This window comes from Mariniflexile sp. TRM1-10, assembly GCF_003425985.1.
In the GTDB taxonomy this organism is placed as follows: domain Bacteria; phylum Bacteroidota; class Bacteroidia; order Flavobacteriales; family Flavobacteriaceae; genus Mariniflexile.
Genome location: NZ_CP022985.1, coordinates 4,200,588 through 4,217,485, shown reverse-complemented (window position 1 = coordinate 4,217,485; position 16,898 = coordinate 4,200,588). Strand labels below are relative to the sequence as shown.

General features: G+C 32.3%; 16 protein-coding genes and 1 other RNA gene. 9 read left to right on the top strand and 8 right to left on the bottom strand.

Features of this window, described 5'->3' with window-relative positions; genetic code table 11:
* The first annotated feature begins 307 nt into the window (after positions 1 to 307).
* The 4 genes from CJ739_RS17550 to CJ739_RS17535 all read left to right on the top strand — a co-directional run bounded on the left by CJ739_RS17550 (position 308) and on the right by CJ739_RS17535 (position 4,782).
* The gene (locus CJ739_RS17550) at positions 308 to 796 is read left to right on the top strand and encodes a SixA phosphatase family protein (protein WP_117177672.1); all 489 of its coding nucleotides are present in this window, start codon (positions 308 to 310) and stop codon (positions 794 to 796) included.
* A 285-nt stretch (positions 797 to 1,081) separates the two neighbouring features.
* The gene (ppk1, locus tag CJ739_RS17545) at positions 1,082 to 3,145 is read left to right on the top strand and encodes a polyphosphate kinase 1 (protein ID WP_117179103.1); all 2,064 of its coding nucleotides are present in this window, start codon (positions 1,082 to 1,084) and stop codon (positions 3,143 to 3,145) included.
* Position 3,146: 1 nt separating this feature from the next.
* The gene (locus tag CJ739_RS17540) at positions 3,147 to 4,052 is read left to right on the top strand and encodes a Ppx/GppA phosphatase family protein (RefSeq protein ID WP_117177670.1); all 906 of its coding nucleotides are present in this window, start codon (positions 3,147 to 3,149) and stop codon (positions 4,050 to 4,052) included.
* 205 nt (positions 4,053 to 4,257) lie between these two features.
* Positions 4,258 to 4,782 (top strand): porin family protein, encoded by a 525-nt coding sequence (locus tag CJ739_RS17535; protein WP_117177668.1) that lies wholly within the window; start codon positions 4,258 to 4,260, stop codon positions 4,780 to 4,782.
* A 45-nt stretch (positions 4,783 to 4,827) separates the two neighbouring features.
* On the opposite strand, the gene CJ739_RS17530 is transcribed toward CJ739_RS17535, so the two are convergent.
* From CJ739_RS17530 to dnaX, 3 genes are all read right to left on the bottom strand, one after another.
* Entirely contained in the window at positions 4,828 to 5,409 is a 582-nt protein-coding gene (locus tag CJ739_RS17530) for a MiaE family protein (protein WP_117177666.1), read from the bottom strand.
* 6 nt (positions 5,410 to 5,415) lie between these two features.
* A complete protein-coding gene (locus CJ739_RS17525) occupies positions 5,416 to 5,979 on the bottom strand; it encodes a hypothetical protein (protein ID WP_117177664.1) in 564 nt (187 codons plus the stop codon).
* A 65-nt stretch (positions 5,980 to 6,044) separates the two neighbouring features.
* Positions 6,045 to 7,790, bottom strand: a complete 1,746-nt coding sequence (gene dnaX / locus CJ739_RS17520; protein ID WP_117177661.1) for a DNA polymerase III subunit gamma/tau — start codon at positions 7,788 to 7,790, stop codon at positions 6,045 to 6,047.
* Between the two features lie 311 nt (positions 7,791 to 8,101).
* On the opposite strand from dnaX, the gene CJ739_RS17515 reads away from it, so the two are divergent.
* Positions 8,102 to 9,283 carry a baeRF7 domain-containing protein gene (locus CJ739_RS17515; protein ID WP_236951542.1) on the top strand — a complete coding sequence of 394 codons (1,182 nt, stop codon included), beginning with the start codon at positions 8,102 to 8,104 and terminating at the stop codon, positions 9,281 to 9,283.
* 129 nt (positions 9,284 to 9,412) lie between these two features.
* An RNA gene (gene rnpB, locus CJ739_RS17510) (RNase P RNA component class A) lies at positions 9,413 to 9,755 on the top strand.
* Between the two features lie 60 nt (positions 9,756 to 9,815).
* Here rnpB and CJ739_RS17505 read toward each other — a convergent pair.
* The 5 genes from CJ739_RS17505 to CJ739_RS17485 all read right to left on the bottom strand — a co-directional run bounded on the left by CJ739_RS17505 (position 9,816) and on the right by CJ739_RS17485 (position 13,643).
* A complete protein-coding gene (locus tag CJ739_RS17505) occupies positions 9,816 to 10,562 on the bottom strand; it encodes a hypothetical protein (protein ID WP_117177659.1) in 747 nt (248 codons plus the stop codon).
* Positions 10,563 to 10,592: 30 nt separating this feature from the next.
* Complete coding sequence (locus CJ739_RS17500) at positions 10,593 to 11,111, bottom strand: nuclear transport factor 2 family protein (RefSeq protein ID WP_117177657.1); 519 nt, start codon at positions 11,109 to 11,111, stop codon at positions 10,593 to 10,595.
* A gap of 441 nt (positions 11,112 to 11,552) precedes the next feature.
* Positions 11,553 to 12,098 (bottom strand): 16S rRNA (guanine(966)-N(2))-methyltransferase RsmD, encoded by a 546-nt coding sequence (rsmD, locus tag CJ739_RS17495; RefSeq protein WP_117177655.1) that lies wholly within the window; start codon positions 12,096 to 12,098, stop codon positions 11,553 to 11,555.
* Positions 12,098 to 12,919, bottom strand: a complete 822-nt coding sequence (locus CJ739_RS17490; RefSeq protein ID WP_117177653.1) for a DUF3822 family protein — start codon at positions 12,917 to 12,919, stop codon at positions 12,098 to 12,100. Before CJ739_RS17490 ends, rsmD begins: the two co-directional genes overlap by 1 nt.
* Complete coding sequence (locus CJ739_RS17485; protein WP_117177651.1) at positions 12,903 to 13,643, bottom strand: hypothetical protein; 741 nt, start codon at positions 13,641 to 13,643, stop codon at positions 12,903 to 12,905. Before CJ739_RS17485 ends, CJ739_RS17490 begins: the two co-directional genes overlap by 17 nt.
* A gap of 128 nt (positions 13,644 to 13,771) precedes the next feature.
* Between CJ739_RS17485 and CJ739_RS17480 the strand changes: the two genes are divergently transcribed.
* The 3 genes from CJ739_RS17480 to CJ739_RS17470 all read left to right on the top strand — a co-directional run bounded on the left by CJ739_RS17480 (position 13,772) and on the right by CJ739_RS17470 (position 16,872).
* Positions 13,772 to 15,199 carry an ATP-dependent DNA helicase gene (locus CJ739_RS17480; RefSeq protein WP_117177649.1) on the top strand — a complete coding sequence of 476 codons (1,428 nt, stop codon included), beginning with the start codon at positions 13,772 to 13,774 and terminating at the stop codon, positions 15,197 to 15,199.
* A gap of 249 nt (positions 15,200 to 15,448) precedes the next feature.
* Positions 15,449 to 16,177, top strand: a complete 729-nt coding sequence (kdsB, locus tag CJ739_RS17475; protein ID WP_117177647.1) for a 3-deoxy-manno-octulosonate cytidylyltransferase — start codon at positions 15,449 to 15,451, stop codon at positions 16,175 to 16,177.
* Positions 16,168 to 16,872 carry an HAD family hydrolase gene (locus CJ739_RS17470; protein WP_117177645.1) on the top strand — a complete coding sequence of 235 codons (705 nt, stop codon included), beginning with the start codon at positions 16,168 to 16,170 and terminating at the stop codon, positions 16,870 to 16,872. The genes kdsB and CJ739_RS17470 overlap by 10 nt, the downstream gene beginning before the upstream one ends.
* The last annotated feature ends 26 nt before the right edge of the window (positions 16,873 to 16,898 follow it).

Genomic DNA, 16,898 nt, shown 5'->3' with positions numbered 1-16,898 from the left:
CGAATAAACAGTTAAACACCCTCCCCTTAGAACCCTGTATGAGGTTCCCCTTGGAGGTTAGGGAGTTAAATATAAAAAGAGAAAAAAGAAAAGCAAGAGTCAAGAGCCAAGACAATAGAGAAATACAGGCAAGAAAAACTCTAAAGCTTAGAAACTTTGCAACTTAAAAAAAAACATATAAAATGTACATTGAAGTTTTAATTAAACAAGAAAAAGAGAAAATTGAGAAGCAAGAAACTTTGAAACTCTACAACTTCATAACTCAGAAACTTTGCAACTTTGCAACTTTGAAACTTAAAAAAAGCATATGAAAAATCTAATCTTAGTTAGACACGCAAAATCTTCATGGGAACATCATGTTATTGACCACGAAAGGCCTTTAAACGAAAAGGGCATTAATGATGCGAATAGTATATCCATGTATCTGAATTCAAATAACTTGAATATTGATGGTGTTTTTTCCAGTGATTCCGTAAGAACCAAAACAACTGCCAATATCTTTTTTGAAAATCTTAAAATAGATAGGTCCATGCTGCAATTAAATCATGATTTATACGATTTTTCAGGAAGCAATCTCATTAGTGTTATTAAGGAATGCCCTAATGATATACATACTTTAATGGTTTTTGGTCATAACCATGCCATAACAGCTTTCGTAAATACTTATGGTGATATTTTTATTGATAATGTTCCTACCTGTGGTGTGGTTCAAATTGAATTTGACATTACTGATTGGAAAGATTTAAACAAAGGAAAAACTGTAAGTACTTTATTTCCAAGAGATTTAAGAAAGTGATTTTTTATTAAATACTTTTTTGAATCGGTACATAGCAAATCGATACATTATTAATACGTAAAAGTATGCTTAATCATTAGCTTTAAAGCTAATTATTTAGCTTAAATAGAATATATTTGTGAAAGCATTTTAGTACTTGACAAAATTTAAATATATTCAGATGTCAGTCTGAGTACAGTCGAAGACATTGGAAATATCGTTTTTAATAGCATTTCGACTGTGCTCAATATGACACGCTTCATTTTTTTCATGTCTAAAGAAAGCATTACATCATTATTACCAAGTATGACAAAACCAGAAATCCATTCAAATAGTTATATAAATAGAGAAATAAGTTGGTTACAATTTAATGCAAGGGTTTTGCAAGAAGCTTCAGATGAACGCGTACCATTAATTGAAAGATTACGTTTTTTAGGTATATTTTCTAATAATCTAGACGAGTTTTTTAAGGTTAGATATGCTACTGTAAAGCGAATAGTTGATGCAGGAAAAGGAGGGAAAAGTGAACTAGGAGGTATTAAGGCCAATGAATTACTTGAAATTATTACTCAAATAGTAATAAAACAACAAAGTGAAAGCTTAGAAGTTTTAGGTACTATCCATAAACGCTTAGAGGACGAAAATATCTATATAATTGATGAAAATCAAATAGATAGCTCCCAGCATGATTTCATAAAAAGATATTTTATTAGAAAAGTAAGTCCAGCATTGGTTACCATTATATTAAATGACCTAGTAGTACTACCTAATTTAAAAGATAGTGCAGCATATTTGGCAGTAAGAATGGTAATGATGGACAATAAAAAGCAATTCGCTCTTATTGAAATACCAAAATCCATTAATCGTTTTGTTGAATTACCGAAGCAAGGTGATAAAAGTTTTATAATATTGATTGACGATTTATTACGTCATTGTTTAGGGTATATTTTCAACATTTTTGACTATAAAACAGTTTCTGCCCACATGATTAAAATTACACGTGATGGTGAGCTGGATTTTGAAAGCGATTTAAGTAAAAGCTTTATTGAAAAAATCTCCGATAGTGTAAAACACAGGCAAATTGGTGACCCTGTTCGTTTTGTTTACGATAAAACTATCGATAAAGAAACCTTAGAATTTTTAATGTCTAAAATGGGTATTGATGATACCGATAGTATCATCCCTGGTGGTCGTTATCATAACAGACGTGATTACATGAATTTTCCAAGTTTAGGAAGAACAGATTTACTTTACCATAAAATAGAGGCGTTACCAATAAAACACCTTAGTTTGGAATCTAGTATTTTTGAAGCCATAGAGCATAAAGATTATTTGCTTCATGCACCTTACCAAACATTTTCATACATCGTTAAGTTTTTAAGAGAAGCGGCGCTAGACCCAAAAGTAAAAACCCTAAGAATCACTATTTATCGTTTAGCACAAATTTCGCATATTGCCAGTTCACTTATTAATGCTGCTATTAATGGAAAATCGGTAACGGTGTCTATAGAGCTTCAAGCACGATTTGATGAACAAGCCAATATAGATTATGCGCAACAAATGGAAGAAGAAGGCATTAACTTGGTTTTTGGTGTAAAGGGATTGAAAGTGCATAGTAAAATGTGTGTTATTGAGCGCGAGGAAGGTAAAAAATTAAAACGTTATGGCTTTATAAGTACAGGGAACTTTAACGAATCTACAGCAAAAATATATACAGATTACACGCTTTTCACTGCAGATCAGCGCATTTTGAAAGATGTTATTAAAATTTTCAATTTTTTTGAAACCAACTATAAGATTTTCAGATATAAACACTTAATCACATCGCCACATTATACTAAAAAAGCCATATTTAAATTGATTGATGCTGAAATTCAGAATATAAAGAATGGTGGAGAAGGTCTTATTAGATTGAAAATGAATAGTATTTCTAGCTATGATATGGTCGATAAACTTTATGAAGCTAGCAATGCAGGAGTTAAAATTCAAATGATTGTTCGAGGTATTTGCTGTTTAATACCAGGCATACCGGGCATGAGTGAGAATATTGAAGTGATTAGTGTTATAGACAAGTTTTTAGAACATTCCCGAATTTATTATTTTGAAAATAATGGCCATCCTAAGGTTTATATTTCATCGGCCGATTGGATGACCAGAAATATTGAAAACAGAGTAGAAGTAAGTTGCCCTATTTATGATGAAGACATAAAACAGGAAATTATAGAAACCTTTAATATTTGTTGGAGCGATAATGTAAAGGCACGTGTATTAAATGCTTCACAAGATAATGAGTATAAAATAGACAATAAAGAAGAAGTAAGGTCTCAGTTTGCTACGTATGATTATTATTTAAAAAAATTAGAAAATTAATATGCTCTCAATAAAAAAATATGCAGCAATCGATATTGGTTCTAATGCCGTTAGGTTGCTTATTTCAAACATTATAGAACAAAAAGGAAAACCTGTTCAATTTAAAAAGAATTCGTTGGTTCGTGTGCCTATTCGTTTGGGATCAGATGTTTTCATCCATAATAAAATTTCAAAGGAAAATACACAGCGTATTTTAGATACCATGTTGGCATTTAAGTTATTAATGAAATCACATAAAGTGGTAAAGTATAAAGCCTGTGCAACTTCTGCTATGCGAGAATCCACCAATGGTAAACAGGTTGTTGATTTAGTTTTAAAAAATTCTGGTATAAGCATTGATATTATTGAAGGTGAAGAAGAAGCAGCCATCATTGCCGCCACCGATTTAAATTCTTATATCGATAAAAGCAAAACATATTTATATGTAGATGTTGGTGGCGGTAGTACTGAGTTTACCGTTATTCATGAAGGTATTCCGGCAGCGTCAAGATCGTTTAAAATAGGTACGGTACGGTTACTTAATGATATGGTTTCTAAAGAAGCATGGCAAGAATTGGAGGAATGGATAAAAGTGCATACAAGCGCTTATGATAAGATATCTGTTTTGGGTTCTGGAGGAAACATTAACAAAATATTCAAAATATCGGGAAAAGCTTTAGGTAAACCGCTAACATATTTCTATTTAACATCGTATTATCAACTGCTTCAAAGCTATTCTTATGAAGAACGTATAACCGAACTGGACTTAAATCAAGATAGGGCAGACGTTATTATTCCCGCTATGCGTATTTACCTATCTTCCATGAAATGGAGTGGTGCCAAAAACATATATGTTCCAAAAATAGGATTGGCAGATGGGATTATAAAAAGTATTTATTATCAGACCGTTTCAAGCAATACACAGTAAAATTTTGCACTTTACCTTTTAAAATTGTAGCATTGTATTTTTATAGCATATATTCGTACATAATAAATTGCTAAAAATTTAAACGACTTCATTTATAGCCCAAATCTATTAACTTATGAAATGAGTTTAACTAAAATTTAATTTTTTCTATTGATTTTATAATGCGAATTGCATAAGACTTATTAATAACAATAAATAGTTAGTTATGAAAAAAACAGTATTAATAATACTCCTTAGTTTTTCATTTTATGGATTTACTCAAGATGTAAAATATGGTGTAAGAGGTGGTTACAATATTTCAAATTTAGATTTTGAAGGGACATCTACCATGGAAAACAAACACCGAAACAGTATTTATATTGGTTTTTTTGGAGATATCCGTTTTTCTAAAACAGTTTCTTTAGTGCCTGAATTACAGTTTTCGGCTGAAGGAGCCAAAGTTGAAGCATATCATTTAGACTATATTCAAGCGCCCATTTTATTTAAATTTAGATTGAGTGAAAAAATCCGTTTTGCACTTGGTCCGCAAGTTGGATTGAAAATTAATAAAGTGGACGATGTCGCTAAAAACATGGGGTATTCGGGTATTGCGGGCATAGAATATAAATTATCACATATGCTTTTTGCAGATTTAAGATACACATATGGTATTACAAATGTGTTTGACGATTATTTACCATTTGAAGCTAAAAATACGAATATTCAAATTGGTGTTGGTTACAAATTTTAACTCAGATTTCAGGTCGTAATAAATTTTCTATTACATAATCTGGGTTTAACCGTGTACCGTTTCTTTTTTTCCTAAATCAGACATTATTTTTGCTTCATATTCAAGAAGTTGTTGCCATTTGGTATCTACTTCTTTTTTTTCGCCATATTGTCTGGCAAAACCTAAAAACATGGTATAATGGTTGGCTTCACTTACCATAAGATTTTTGTAAAAAGCAGCTAATTCTTTGTCTTTTAAAGTTTCCGACAGCAATCTAAAGCGTTCACAACTACGTGCTTCAATTAAAGCTGCATATAATAATCTATGCACCAACTGTGTGGTTCTGCTGCCGCCTTTTGGAAAAAACTTAAGCAATTCGATAACATAATCATCACGTCTGTCGCGCCCTAAAACCCAACCACGTTCAATAATTTTATCGTGCACCATTTTAAAATGGCTGATTTCTTCTTTTACCAAAGCAGTCATCTCTTGTACCAGTTCGGTATATTCAGGAAAGCTTACAATCAAAGAAATAGCTGTACTGGTTGCTTTTTGCTCACAAAACGCATGATCTGTTAATATTTCTTCTATATTTTTTTCAACAATATTAACCCATCGCGGGTCTGTTGGTAATTTAAGTCCTAGCATAATTAATTAAGTTTTTTCAGTAATTTCATGTATAAAAACCTCTCCATTGCCATCAACTATCATTTCATTTAAATAGTAGTAATCAGTTTCTGGTTTACAAAACATAATAAAAATACTTATTTTATCTTTATCAAGAGACTCCTTCTCGTTAAGCCAAACACCAGATAGATTGGCTATTTCAAAATAGTCTTTTAATTCGTTATCACGTTTTAAAAAAAATGATTTGTCAATTTTTTGAGATACAATTTGAATATCATTCTTAAAAATAGTTATTTCTGCTATGGCATCTCTATAATAATGTTTATATACAATAGTATCTTGTTTAAACATATTTAAAACACTATGTTCCATATCTGTAAACGTTTTAATTTTTACTTTAAAACCGTTGCTTAATATCGTGTCTGTTATGGTTTCTGAATATGCTTCTGGAATATATTTTTCAATTTCAAGCGTTCCTATGGAATCTTTAAATTTCTCCACGGATGTTTTTAAAGCATCTTTTTTTGTTTTTCCGCCGTTGCAACTTACAAAAGCTAAAATTATCACTAAGATGTAAATTAATTTATTCATATATCTAAATTTTGCCTCATTTCGACATGATAACGTTTTTCTTTTTTAGTCATGACACAAACTCATTATATATCTAAATCAAAAATTTTTCTTAAAACATCTATATTGGGATTTTTTGCTTTAAGCTTTTCAAACTTTTCAAAAGGGGTATAGGCATACTGCTTTTCCATTTCTTCATTGACACTAATTGATAAATTAATATCAAAATTGTTTAAAGTCTTTCTTATGTACAATAAAAGCTCGTATTGATTACGCTCTAATTCCACTTTATTGGTAGCATTTGGGAATTCCAAATAAACAACGGTATCTTTTACTTTTGGTGTATCAATAGATAAAATAGAGGCTAGATTGTGTTTTCCATCATTTTGAAGTAGCGCTACATAATCTTTCCAGGCTTGTATTAAAGCAGCTTCGGTAAATGGTTCTTTTGGTAGGTTTTCTTCGTCTATTACAACATCCATTTGTTTAATGAGATGTTCTTTTTTAACCTTTAAACTTTTTAAAGACAATCCGGAAGCACGCTTTAAATCTTGTTTTAATTCAATTTTTTCAGGTTGGTTCACCTGAAATTTATTTACAGTATTAGGTGTGTTATTAGAAGGCGTTTCCTTGTTTTGGGTTTCAGTTATTTTTTGTTCAACTGGTACTGGGTCATTTTTTTCTTTATTTGGAATGGTAACCAAAACGGGTTTGATACCTTTTTTTTCGAAGAATGAAGGTGGAATTATGAAATGCCTAGAATTTTTTTTTTCTCCATCAAAATTGATAGAGGCAAGCTGCATAAGGCATAACTCGATGAGCAGGCGTTGGTTTTTACTGCTTTTGTATTTGAGGTCGCAATCGTTAGCGAGATTGATACCTTGAAGCAAAAACTCTTGCGATGCTTTTTGTGATTGTTCTAAGTATTTTTTTTTGGTTTCGTCGCCAACTTCAAGAAGCTCTATGGTTTGCGGCGTTTTACTCACCAGTAAATCCCTAAAATGCGACGCTAAGCCTGCAATGTAATGGTGTCCATCAAAACCTTTGGAAAGTGTATTGTTAAATTGAAGTAATAATTCAGGAATTTTGTTTTCTAAAATAAGATCGGTACTTTCAAAATAGGTTTCGTAATCAAGTACATTTAAGTTTTCGGTAACGGCTTGTCTGGTTAAATTTTTTCCAGAAAAGCTAACCACACGGTCGAAAATTGACAAAGCGTCACGCATGGCACCATCTGCCTTTTGAGCGATGATATGCAATGCATCGTCTTCTGCTTCAATACCTTGTTCTTCAGCAATATATTTTAAATATTCCTTGGCGTCTTTTACCGTAATACGTTTAAAATCGAATATTTGACAACGTGATAAAATCGTTGGGATTATTTTATGTTTTTCGGTAGTTGCAAGGATAAAAATACAGTGTTTTGGAGGTTCTTCCAATGTTTTCAAAAAAGCATTAAAAGCTGCTTGTGATAGCATATGAACCTCATCAATAATATACACTTTATATTTACCAACCTGTGGAGGGATTCGCACTTGGTCGGTTAAGCTTCTTATATCATCAACCGAGTTGTTTGAAGCCGCATCGAGCTCGAAAATATTGAAGGCAAAATCTTCGTCACCAGTTTCTGTGCCGTCACTGTTAATCATTTTAGCCAAAATACGTGCGCAAGTTGTTTTACCAACACCACGTGGTCCTGTAAATAATAGGGCTTGTGCTAAATGATTGTTTTCAATGGCATTTAATAGCGTGTTTGTAATGGCCTGCTGACCCACAACGTCTTTAAACGTTTGGGGCCTGTATTTTCTAGCCGATACTATAAAGTGCTCCATCGAAATTCTTAAAGTAACAAAGTTAAAAATTCAATTCAGAATTATGAATTATGAATAGAGAATTTAAAATGAGTTATTAACAAAACAAATTTCATAAAATGACGGGTTTAGTTGATTTTGTAGAAAAAATCAACTAACTTTATGGCAAGGGTGAAATCTGCAAAAGCAGACTTAGTTACCCAAGTCCCAGATTATTCGCCTCATCTAATAAAGGAAGTTTTGAAGCAGCCGTTTCGGAAACCATCAGGGATTTAGAAATACAGCTTGAAAAGCGTAAAAGAGAACAATTTTTAAACAGCAAAATTAAAATCATGGAAAACTATAATGTAGATGAACAGAAAATGATAACCAAGCGGGAGTTCTTGGAATTAGCCGAGGTACATAGCACGCATTGTGTATCGATATTTATACCAACCCATCGTTACGGTGAAGCTACTTTTAATGGAAAAGATTCTTTAAATCTTAAAAACCAATTAAAAGAAATCAAATCAAAACTAGGAGTTAAAGGCATGAGTGTCAATGACATTGATACCTTTGTGAAACCCATTAATGATTTAATTAAGGATAGTGTATTTTGGCAGTATCAGTCGGATGGGTTGGCCATTTTTTTATCTGATAGTATATTTCATAAATACACGATACCAGTTTATTTTGAAGAATTTAATTACCTGTCAAATGAATTTTATTTAAAGCCGATCATCCCGCTATTTAATGGCGACGGGTTGTTTTATTTGCTCACTTTAAAAATGGATGAAGTTAAATTTTATGAAGGTACCAGACATAGCATCACTGAAATTATAATTAATGATTTGATTCCCGCACAATTAGAAGATAGAGTTGGTTATGATTTCGAGGAAAAAAGTTTACAATTCAGAACGCAACAAGGTAACAAAGGTGCTGGTTCGTTTCATGGGCATGGGGACAATGATTCCAATAAGAAAATGGAGCTGATGCAATATTTTAGAGCTATTGATAAAGGATTAATGACCATACTACATGATGACCAGAAACCTCCTTTAATAATTTGTTCTTTAGATTTTCATTTTCCAATTTATCAGGAAGTAAACACTTATAAAAATTTATTTCCAGAATATATTTCGGGCAATCCAGCTGATAAGGATATTATTTCATTGCATGAAGAAGCCTGGGAATTAATACAGCCGTACTTTGATGAAGCACGTCAGGATAAACTTGATAAGTTTGCTTCATTAATTGGAACAGGAAAAGCATCATCTGAAATTAAAGACATATTCCCTGCCGCTTTTGAAGGAAGGGTGGACACACTTTTTTTAGAAAACAGAGCAGATATATTCGGCACTTTCAATCCATCAACACAGGAAGTAAAAGTAGAGGATGCCTATAGCTACACGAATGTTTCTTTAATGAATCTCTTAGCAATGAAGGTTTTAAAAGCCGGGGGAATAGTTTATTTATTGGATAAAGAAAGAATGCCATTGAAATTATCAAAGGTAAACGCATTATTCAGATATTAAGGCTAAACCCAAAATATTATTTATTTTTTATTAGTTGGAAATTATCTATTAAGTGTCGTACTTTTGCAGTAAGTAAATCGCCTTATCGCTAAATACCCAATTTGATTGGGGTCTTCTGTTGTAAATCGAAAGGTTTATAAACGAGATTTCCGCTTTTGCGAGGATTTAGAGGAAAGTCCGAACACCGTAGTGCAATATAGTGGTTAATGGCCACCAGCCGTGAGGCTAGGACAAGTGCAACAGAAAGTATGTACAGGTTATGCTGTAGTGAAACCAGGTAAACTCTATATGGTGCAATGCTATGTAAACCAGCGTTTGAAGGCTGCACGCTTGATGCTGGAGGGTAAGCAGCTAAAGTGTATTGGTAACAATGCACTCAGATAAATGATAAGGGTGTTTTGAATTTTTGTTTAGAGATTTCTTTAAACGGGTTTAAGGCATACAGAATTCGGCTTATAGATTTACTTAAATATAAACAGGCCCTTCTTTATAATTTAAAGAAGGGCCTGTTCACTTATATAAATAGATTGGTTTATTTAGGAGCATAGGCTAAATCTGGTCTCATTTCTCCTGAATATTCTTCAAATCGGCTGGCATAATTCATAACCTTGCTAAAAGTATCCCAACTGTCTGGACCTAAAACAGCATCGTTTTCTTTAGATTTGGTGGCACCATCTATCTCGTCTTTTGCAGAAACAGCTACTAAGTAAAAATCTTCAGATGTGCCAAAACCATTTCTGTAAACACGATAAAATTCTTTAGAGCCCTTGGTTGTATAAAGATCTTTTACCGCTTTCATGCCCTCGCGTACTTTGGCTGCATTTGAAGGTGTGAAATAAATATAGAACCATTTGCGGTAATTTTGTCCGTCTTGGGTCATGGAGATACCTTCTGGCATATAAGTTAAGTCTTCAACTAAATGTATTACATAGCTTCTGTGTGAATTATAGCATTTATCAAAATCCTCAAACATTTTAGTCCATTTATCACCCATTTTTTTAGCCATGTCGGCAAAAGGTTGTTTGTCCAAATCTGCCATGTTTTCAATAGGCGATATATACAAATATTTCATGTCGTTAGTAACTGCTGTAACCCAACTTGTTTGTGGTTTATGCTCGTTACATGCATCGTTAAACTCTTTAGCTACTTTCTCGTATTGCATCACCATAGAAGGATTTACATTGTCTTGGTGTATTTGATACGATTTTTGTGCTTGTGAAAAATTAATGGTCAAACATAAGGCAAGCCCCAGTAAAAAAGTTAGTTTAATTGTTTTCATCTGTTTATTATAATTTGGTTAATATATAGTTTATTCATTTTCCGAAGCCGTTTCCGTAGTCATTTTAGCAGCTTCTATTTCTGCAATAGTGGCACTTATACCAGATGTGTCATAATAAGCGTATTCTTGGGCGATTTTACCATTAACAAATTGCATTGTTATGTGCACAGGTACAATTAGTTCTTTATTTGTTAGTTTTGCTTTGCCTTTCCATGTATTCCAACAGTTTACCCAAGTATCTCCATCTTTATCAATTATCATTTCATATTCTGCACCTTTATCATTGAAGCTATATGACGAAAAATTTGACAGCATTTGTTTCATGCCAACCATGATTTCGTCTGGTGAAGATGCTTTATTTGTATTGTGATAAATTTTTGCTGTATCAGCAAAATTGGCTTTCCATGTATCCCAATCTTGGGCTTCATAAGCTTTAATGCCTAATTTTGTAGTTTCAATTTCGGCAGATTCTTCAAAATATCGTTGTGGTTTGTTGTTGCAGGCTATAAATAGAATTAAAGCTAGCACAAGTAAAAAAAGTTTTTTCATTGGTTTATGTTTTAAAGGTTAGTAATTCACATTAAACCATAAAAAAGAGACAAGAAAAGAAATACTTTTTTGCTGCGAGTAGTAAAGCATGCATAGAGCCTGGGGCTCTTAAGGAGGAATCTAATTTACTGAAAAAAAATCAATTACATTATATTTTTTTTTCGAATTTAACTGATGAGCTCGTTTAAGCTTTTTTGATTGAAGCGAAAATGTAACCCTACGCTAGCTGGCTCGTTCGCTAAAATAACCCACTGGGTTATTTTTAACACTCCGCCCAGTAATTGATTGGAGGCTTTTTTTGAGTTAGGGTTGAGCGTAAAGAAAAGGTTTAGTAAATCTTTTTAGCGAAGGATCCAGCTTGTCGCGTTGGAAAAGCTACGAAAGGAAAAAAAGGCAAAAAGCGAGTGCAAAAGGACAATTTTTCAGTCAATTATGAAAAGTTTAAATTAGCTCAATTTCAAAAAAACTAAACATATTGCCTCCATAGCTTTTAGAATAGCTATAATTCATTAAGTTTGATAAATCGGTGTGTTTTGAATGTTCTATAATAAGTAAACCATCTTCAAGTAACAAATTGTTTTTAAATACTAATTCTGGAATTTTAGCAAATACGTCGTCTGTGAAGTTGTAGGGTGGGTCTGCAAAAATAATATTTGCCTGTATTGTTGTTTTCTCTAAAAATGTAAACACATCACTTTTAATGGTCTGTATTGGCATTTTAAAAGTTGCAGCGGTTTCATTAATAAATTTTATACATCCAAAATCTTGATCGACACAAGTAATTTGTTCGGTGCCTCTTGAGGCAAATTCGTAGCTTATGTTACCAGTTCCGGCAAAAAGATCCAGCACAATCAGTTCGTCAAAATAAAACGTGTTATTTATAATATTAAATAGCGATTCCTTTGCCATATCGGTAGTTGGTCTCACCGGTAAGTTTTTGGGTGCTACAATTTTTCTGCTTTTGTAAATTCCTGAAATAATGCGCATTAAAAACTTTTTATTAAAGTGAAATTGGAATGGTTATACTTTGGTGCTTCCATATATTTATAAGCGTCATTTCTATTGCCAAAACTTACGTTTCTAATGTATTTATATGCTATTGTATATAGAGCATCTTCTTTAGAAACATCACCTATAAAAATTAAATTAAATGTTTCAGGGTTAAGATTTAGTTGCTCGGTTGCAAATAAAATGTAATAGATAAAATCTTCAGGGGTATTATACTCGAATGTATTATATAATATAAGTTTAGCATTGTCAACTATAACCGTTTCAAAATGGTTTTCACTAATATTTGCATATACTTTTGGTTTGCTGGTATTTTTTTCAATATGTAAAATTTCTTCAATTAAAACGGTAGATACGTGCTTAAATGTAAATGCACCAAACTGATCATAAATAAAGTTGTTAATGTTTATATAGGGCACATACACGTTAATACTATCATTTACAACGACTTCGTCGTAAGCAATAAAATCGGATACCAGAATCTTAGAATTGAATTTTAAGTAATCGGCCATACAATCTTCATTAAATAGCGGTTTTGGCACTAATGTAGAAAGTTCGTTATCATGTATAATGGTTATGGCACTATATGTATTTTGGGTAACGCTTTCAGTATTAAAAAGATGCTTTAAATGATCTAGAACTTCTAATGGATTTAATTTTTTTTGAAAATTAATTTCTTTTAAGCTACTAATAGTATTCGTATCTCTTTGCAGGATACAAAAAGAAAGTCCACTCAAACTTATTTGAATGGACAGTTCTAGATTAGTTAGTTTGTTTGAAGTTTTATTCGTTTGCGCCATAAGTTTTTGGCCAGTTTCCAGAGGTTGTAACTTCGTTCATTGATCCTACTTTTATAGCATCTCCTGGTACACCTACAACAGTTGAGCTAACTTGTTTTTCTGCATTAATTAAATCTTCGTCTTTACCGTAAAATAGAACATCTTTACTAACAGAAGCCTCAAATACAGGAATATTTATATCGTTTTGTCTTAAAAAGCCAGCTTGTAATTTAAACTTTTCTCCAGGTTTTCCAACAGGGACGTTCATCATGGTTTTGTATCGTGTTGAATTTTTAAATAAGGAGTCTTTTACTGGTACATAGCCTAAAGTATCTATAATAACTATTTCTTTTGTAGTGTCTACCCCATAACGTTTAGTTAATTCTTTGTCAATAACAACAGAGTCACGACGTTGCGTAATAGTAAATTTAGCTGTCTCAATAAATTTAATTAATTCATCAAAACTATCTGTAAACTTACCGTTTACTTGTTTGTAAGCTAATTCAGAATTTCGTATATCAATTAAATTCTTAATTACTTTTGCGTAACGCTTATCCTTTTCTTGGTTAAATAAAATGGGTGTATAAATAGACATGTATGTTTGGTAGCCTAGAAACGCTATTAAAACCCAAAGCGCTATATTTAATACAGGCTTGTATTTAGAAGGAATGTATTTATCAACTAACTTAACCAAGCCAATTGTAAGCAGAATAGCTGCAACAGCAATAAGAATAAATCTTAACATAATCGTTTTTTAATTTAAATAGTTTATTAAAGGTCTTTCGCAAATCTACAATTTTTTTTTAATCGTAAAAACCTATTATCGGTAAAAATCATTTCTATCTTTGAATAATTTATAATTTGTAGGCATTAATGACTTCATCCGAATTTTATTCCCTTATAAAACAGCAGTTTCCATTTCAACCCACTATAAAGCAAAATATTGTTTTACAGCAATTATCAGAATTTATTTTTAGCAAAGCTCCCAATACACTTTATGTGCTAAAAGGGTATGCCGGTACCGGTAAAACCACTATTGTAGGTACTATAGTTAACAATTTATGGAAAGCAAAAAAATCTTCGGTGTTAATGGCTCCAACGGGTAGAGCTGCTAAAGTAATTTCTAACTATTCTGGAAAGGAAGCATTTACCATTCATAAAAAAATATATTTTCCTAAAAAAGAAAAGGGTGGTGGCGTTTCTTTTGTGTTGCAGCCAAACAAACATAAGAACACCATCTTTATTGTTGATGAAGCATCTATGATACCTGACTCACCTGGAGACTCTAAGTTGTTTGAAAATGGTTCGCTTTTAGACGATTTAATGCAATACGTGTATTCTGGGCATGAATGTAAACTTCTTTTAATAGGCGATACGGCACAATTACCACCAGTAAAGTTGGATTTAAGTCCGGCTTTAGACGAAAATACGTTGGCGTTAAATTACAATAAAGAAGTCACCAGAATGGAGTTGGATGAAGTCGTTAGGCAAGAGCAAGATTCTGGAATTTTAGCAAATGCCACCGTGCTTCGTGAAGCGTTATCAAATGGTGTAAATGACGCATTTAAATTTGATTTGGCAGATTATAAAGACATTATCAGGCTTATTGATGGGCACGACATTATGGATGCCATAAATGATGCATATAGCAGTTTAGGAAACGAAGAAACCGCCATTATTGTCAGAAGTAACAAACGGGCTAATTTGTACAACCAGCAAATAAGGAATCGCATCTTATTTAATGAAAGTGAATTGTCTTCGGGCGATTATTTGATGGTCGTTAAGAATAATTATTTTTGGATTAAACCAACCACCGAAGCAGGATTTATAGCCAATGGCGATATTATTGAAGTTTTAGAAATTTTCAGTATTACAGAACTTTATGGTTTCCATTTTGCGGAAGTTAAAGTTAGAATGGTTGATTATCCCAAAATGCCGCCTTTTGAAACTGTTTTATTATTAGATACCATTGAATCTGAAACACCTTCATTGTCTTATGACGATTCGAATAGGTTATACCAAGAAGTGATGAAAGACTTTGAAAACGAAACGAGCAATTACCGAAAGTTTTTAAAAGTAAAAACAAGCAAACATTTTAATGCATTGCAGGTTAAGTTTTCGTATGCTATAACTTGTCATAAATCGCAAGGTGGACAATGGAATACCGTTTTTGTAGAACAGCCTTATTTACCTAACGGCATCGATAAAGAGTATTTGCGGTGGCTTTACACAGCCGTAACAAGAGCTAAAGAGAAATTGTATCTTATTGGGTTTAAAGATGATTTTTTTGAAGAAGCTTAGACTTGGTTTTAGTCTCAGTCGCAGTTTCAGTTTTAGAATTCTAGAGGAGTTCAGTAAAATGCTTAACGAGAAAATAATAATTATCTTTGAGATTATATTTCAAAATAGTAAACAGTCATCGCTATGGAAACCTTAATTGGTATATGTTATAAATATCATATTATATTTTAAGCTATAGAAAAAGTTTGCATCCAGTAACATTAAAAACCATTAAATTTTATTCTATTTTTGACACAGAATTTAAAGAAGATGAAAATAATTTCAATGATTCCGGCACGTTATAGTGCCTCGCGCTTTCCTGGAAAACTCATGCAAGATTTGGGTGGTAAAACGGTTATTTTGCGTACCTACGAAGCTACTGTTAATACCAATTTGTTTGATGATGTTTTAGTAGTTACCGATAGCGATATTATTTATAATGAAATTGTAAATAATGGTGGTAAAGCCATGATGAGCAAAAAAGAACACGAATGTGGTAGCGATAGAATAGCCGAAGCCGTTGAGTTTTTAGATATTGATATTGTTATAAATGTGCAAGGTGATGAGCCTTTTACGGATAGGGAATCTTTAGAAAAGCTCATAGCAGTATTTAAAGACGACCACAATAAAAGCATCGATTTAGCCTCATTAATGGTGCATATTAGCAACGAGGATGAGATAAATAATCCCAACACGGTAAAAGTAATTGTAGATCAATCAAACTTTGCGTTGTATTTCTCCAGAAGCCCAATTCCATATCCAAGAGATAAAAACGTAGGTGTAAGGTATTTTAAACACAAAGGCGTTTATGCTTTTAGAAAAGAAGCTATTTTAGATTTTTACAGATTACCGATGTTGCCTTTAGAGGCTTCAGAAAAAATTGAATGCATCCGTTATTTAGAATATGGTAAACGTATTAAAATGGTAGAAACTTCCACCGAAGGTGTGGAAATTGATACGCCAGAAGATTTAGAACGCGCCAAAAAAGCATGGAAATAGATTATAAAAACATAAAAGTTATTGGTTTTGATGCCGATGATACACTTTGGGTCAACGAAACCTATTTTCGTGATGCCGAAATTGAGTTTGGTAAATTATTGTCGGAATACGAAACTTTAAACAAGATAGACCAAGAGCTATTTAAAAAAGAAATTGATAATTTGCCACTATATGGTTATGGTATTAAGGCGTTTGTATTATCGATGGTTGAAAGTGCCTTAATACAATCTAATTATAATATTTCAACAAAAAGTATTGAAGCTATTTTAAATATTGGAAAAGATATGCTTAATAAACCTGTTGAATTACTTGATGGGGTTGAAGATGTTTTAAAACATTTATCAAAAAAATACCGAATCATATTAGCGACTAAAGGCGATTTGTTAGACCAAGAGCGTAAACTTGAAAAATCGGGGTTAACAAAATATTTTCATCACATAGAAGTTTTAAGCGATAAGCAAGAAGCTAATTACTCAAAATTATTAAACCATCTTGATATAAAACCGTCCGAGTTTTTAATGATTGGCAATTCGCTAAAATCGGATGTGTTACCTTTGGTAAACATAAAAGCACATGCCATTCATGTTCCGTTTCATACTACTTGGGCACATGAACAAGTTACAGAGCTAGAAACCAATGGCAAAGCCTATAAAACCATCAATAGTTTAAGAGATTTACTGAAATTATTAAATTAATAACCAAGTAAAATCAAAATAGTACT

Excerpts from the sequence above, each read along its gene's own strand:
- CJ739_RS17550 (WP_117177672.1), top strand. The coding sequence starts at position 308 with ATGAAAAATCTAATCTTAGTTAGACACGCAAAATCTTCATGGGAACAT.
- ppk1 (WP_117179103.1), top strand. The coding sequence starts at position 1,082 with ATGACAAAACCAGAAATCCATTCAAATAGTTATATAAATAGAGAAATA.
- CJ739_RS17540 (WP_117177670.1), top strand. The coding sequence starts at position 3,147 with ATGCTCTCAATAAAAAAATATGCAGCAATCGATATTGGTTCTAATGCC.
- CJ739_RS17535 (WP_117177668.1), top strand. The coding sequence starts at position 4,258 with ATGAAAAAAACAGTATTAATAATACTCCTTAGTTTTTCATTTTATGGA.
- CJ739_RS17530 (WP_117177666.1), bottom strand. The coding sequence starts at position 5,409 with ATGCTAGGACTTAAATTACCAACAGACCCGCGATGGGTTAATATTGTT.
- CJ739_RS17525 (WP_117177664.1), bottom strand. The coding sequence starts at position 5,979 with ATGAATAAATTAATTTACATCTTAGTGATAATTTTAGCTTTTGTAAGT.
- dnaX (WP_117177661.1), bottom strand. The coding sequence starts at position 7,790 with ATGGAGCACTTTATAGTATCGGCTAGAAAATACAGGCCCCAAACGTTT.
- CJ739_RS17515 (WP_236951542.1), top strand. The coding sequence starts at position 8,102 with ATGGAAAACTATAATGTAGATGAACAGAAAATGATAACCAAGCGGGAG.
- CJ739_RS17505 (WP_117177659.1), bottom strand. The coding sequence starts at position 10,562 with ATGAAAACAATTAAACTAACTTTTTTACTGGGGCTTGCCTTATGTTTG.
- CJ739_RS17500 (WP_117177657.1), bottom strand. The coding sequence starts at position 11,111 with ATGAAAAAACTTTTTTTACTTGTGCTAGCTTTAATTCTATTTATAGCC.
- rsmD (WP_117177655.1), bottom strand. The coding sequence starts at position 12,098 with ATGCGCATTATTTCAGGAATTTACAAAAGCAGAAAAATTGTAGCACCC.
- CJ739_RS17490 (WP_117177653.1), bottom strand. The coding sequence starts at position 12,919 with ATGGCGCAAACGAATAAAACTTCAAACAAACTAACTAATCTAGAACTG.
- CJ739_RS17485 (WP_117177651.1), bottom strand. The coding sequence starts at position 13,643 with ATGTTAAGATTTATTCTTATTGCTGTTGCAGCTATTCTGCTTACAATT.
- CJ739_RS17480 (WP_117177649.1), top strand. The coding sequence starts at position 13,772 with ATGACTTCATCCGAATTTTATTCCCTTATAAAACAGCAGTTTCCATTT.
- kdsB (WP_117177647.1), top strand. The coding sequence starts at position 15,449 with ATGAAAATAATTTCAATGATTCCGGCACGTTATAGTGCCTCGCGCTTT.
- CJ739_RS17470 (WP_117177645.1), top strand. The coding sequence starts at position 16,168 with ATGGAAATAGATTATAAAAACATAAAAGTTATTGGTTTTGATGCCGAT.